This window comes from Streptomyces boncukensis (assembly GCF_011045075.1).
GTDB lineage: Bacteria > Actinomycetota > Actinomycetes > Streptomycetales > Streptomycetaceae > Streptomyces > Streptomyces boncukensis.
This window is the reverse complement of record NZ_JAAKZZ010000726.1, coordinates 1-2898: the sequence shown is the minus strand read 5'-3', so window position 1 is coordinate 2898 and position 2898 is coordinate 1. Positions and strand designations below refer to the sequence as shown.

Genomic DNA, 2898 nt, shown 5'->3' with positions numbered 1-2898 from the left:
GGACTGCCCGCCGCCCCCCGGGGTGCGGGTGGGTTCGGGGTCCGCCGGGCCCGACGTACCGCCGCTCGTCGCCCCGGCGCTGGGCGCGGGCCGCGAGGGCCGGACGGATCCGCCGCCCGCACCGCTCCGGGCGCTGGTGCCCCGGCGGGCGTCGCCGTCGTCCCCGTCCTCCGCGTCGCCGTCCCCGGCGCGCTTCCGGTCGTCCTTGTCCTTCTTGCCCTTCTTGCGGTCCTTCTTGCTCTTGCGGTCGCGCTCGTCGTCGTCCTTCTTGTCCCGGTCGCCGCCGTGCCCCGGGCGGGCGACGCCGCCCTCGGGCAGGGTTCCGCCGGGGTGCTCGTCGGAGCGGCTGCCGACGGGCGTGGCACCGCCGCCCTCGCGTGCGTCGTCCGCGCCGTGCACGGTCGTACACCCGCTGAGCGCGGAGACAGCCGCGATTATCAGCGCGCCGACGGTGATCGAGCCACGGGCGGCGGGGACGGCGCGGGGCGAGCGCGGACGGCTCACAGCGGGACCTCCAGGCGCGGGGGAAGGAAGACACGGGCACCATGGGCCTCGGCGTCTTCCTCGGCCTGGACATGGCACCCGGGTGCCCTGCCCAACTCTCCGTCACCCCAACAGGTCACGGCCCACGGCGCGCACAGCGCCCCCCGGAGCGCGCCCGGGGCACCGCACCCCGACACGCACGCTCCCTGCGCACACGCCCCGTACGGGCCCGCACGGACCCGCACGGACCCGCACGGACCCGCACGGACCCGCACCGCACCGGCCCGGCCCGGCCCGGCCCCGCACGGCCCCGCCCGCGGCGCGGCGGCCCGCCGTCACCCGTACCCGAGGGCGTGCAGCCGCTCGTCGTCGATCCCGAAATGGTGGGCGATCTCGTGCACCACCGTGATCTCGACCTCCTCCACCACCAGGTCCCGGTCCCCGTCCTCGCGGCCGACCATCCGCAGGGTCGGCCCGCGGTAGACGGTGATGCGGTCCGGCAGGACGCCCGCGTACCACTCGCCGCGCTCGGTCAGCGGGGTGCCCTCGTAGAGGCCGAGGAGCTCGGGGTCCCCGGCGGGCGGCTCGTCCTCCACGAACACGGCGACGTTGTCCATCAGCCTGGTCAGTTCGGGCGGAATACGGTCGAGCGCCTGGGCGACCAGTTCCTCGAACTCCTCACGCGTCATCTCCAGCACTCCGCCATTGTCGTGCAGTACGCCCCGGGTGCGGCATACGGACGCCGCCGAGCGGCAACACTCGCACCATGGCCCGCGTAGCCACGAGGCCGTTCCTCGCCGCCGCGGTCTGGGCCCGGAGGATGGCCGCCGGCGCCCGGCGCAGGTACCGCGCGCACCATCTCACCCCCACCGCGTCGCTGACCCGCCCCCCGCACCCGTACTGGCGGGCGCTCGGGCTGATCACGGTCACGCTGCTGGGCGCCTGGCTGGGGCTGCTGATCGTGGGCGGCGCGCACACCTCCGTCGGGCCGATGGAGGCGCGGATGGCGCTGCGTCCATCCTTCACCGGCGGCACGAAGATCAACGTCTCGCCGCTGGGCTCGCTGGAGCTGCGCAGCCACCACGCGCCGCTCCGGCTGGACGTCGACGTCGACGAGCTGGACCAGGAGCGGGCCTCCGCGCTGGTCGACCGCCCGGACCGGATCCAGGGGCTGGAGGAGGAGATCTCCTCCGATGTGCAGCAGGGCACGCTGGGCCTGGCCCTGCGCTCGACGGGCGCTGTGGTCGGGGGCTCGTGCGCGCTGGGGCTGGCGGTGTACCGGCGTCCGCGCCGCGCGCTGGCGGCGGGCGGGCTGTCGCTGGTGCTGCTGCTGGCGTCCGGCGCGACGGCGTTCGCGACGTTCAACCCGAAGTCCGTCCTGGAGCCGAGGTTCTCCGGGCTGCTGGCGAGCGCGCCGTCGGTGGTGGGCGACGCGCGGAACATCGCCACGGAGTTCGACGTCTACCAGAAGGAGCTGGCCCGGCTGGTCACCAACGTCGCCAAGCTGTACGACACGGCGTCCACCCTCCCGGCGTACGAGCCGGACCCGTCGACGACGCGCGTCCTGCACGTCTCGGACATCCACCTCAATCCGGCGGCCTGGAAGATCATCGGCTCCCTGGTGGAGCAGTACGAGATCGATGTGATCATCGACACAGGCGACACCATGGACCACGGCACCAAGGCCGAGAACGGCTTCCTGGACCCCATCCCGGACCTCGGCGCCCCGTATGTATGGGTACGCGGCAACCACGACTCGCTCACCACCCAGGAGGCGATGAAGAAGCTGGACGCGAAGGCCCAGGCGGACCGGAAATCACACCGGGACCGGGACGGGGACGCGGACGCGGACCGGGACCGGGACAAGGGCGGGAGCTCCGGCGACGACGGCCCCAAGAACCGGGTCCACGTCCTGGACACCGGCGTCCCGGTGAACGTGGCCGGCCTCCGGCTGGCCGGCTGGGGCGACCCGCAGTTCACCCCGGACCGCTCGGTCGAGGCCGCGGGGGACCCGGCGGAGCGCGAGGACGGCCGCAAGCTGGCGGGCGCGCTGCGCTCCCAGAAAGCGGCGGGCACCCCCGTGGACATCGCGGTGGCCCACAACCCGGTACTGGCCAAACAGACCGACGGCCTCGTCCCCCTCGCCCTCGCCGGGCACACGCACAACCGCAGCGAGGAGGTCCTCGACCGCGGCACCCGCCTCAAGATCGAGGGCTCCACGGGCGGCGGCGGCCTCCGCGCGGTGGAGGGCGACGAGCCGCAGAAGGTGCAGGCGTCCGTCCTCTACCTGGACCGCGACACGGACCGGCTCCAGGCGTGGGACGAGATCACCCTGGGCGGCCTGGGCCTCTCCAAGGCCGAGGTGTCCCGCCACCTCCCGAAGGAGATCGAGCCGGGCTCCTCCCCGTCCCCCTC

General features: G+C 74.4%; 2 protein-coding genes and 1 pseudogene. 1 reads left to right on the top strand and 2 read right to left on the bottom strand.

What is annotated here, in order from left to right:
- Positions 1-504, bottom strand: a pseudogene (locus G5C65_RS34830) (hypothetical protein); the annotation flags it as partial.
- Between the two features lie 314 nt (positions 505-818).
- On the bottom strand, positions 819-1172 hold the full coding sequence (locus tag G5C65_RS34825) for a metallopeptidase family protein (protein WP_165303063.1): 354 nt from the start codon (positions 1170-1172) through the stop codon (positions 819-821).
- A 77-nt stretch (positions 1173-1249) separates the two neighbouring features.
- Here G5C65_RS34825 and G5C65_RS34820 point away from each other — a divergent pair.
- On the top strand, positions 1250-2898 hold a 1649-nt coding region (locus G5C65_RS34820), incomplete at its 3' end, for a metallophosphoesterase family protein (protein WP_165303061.1).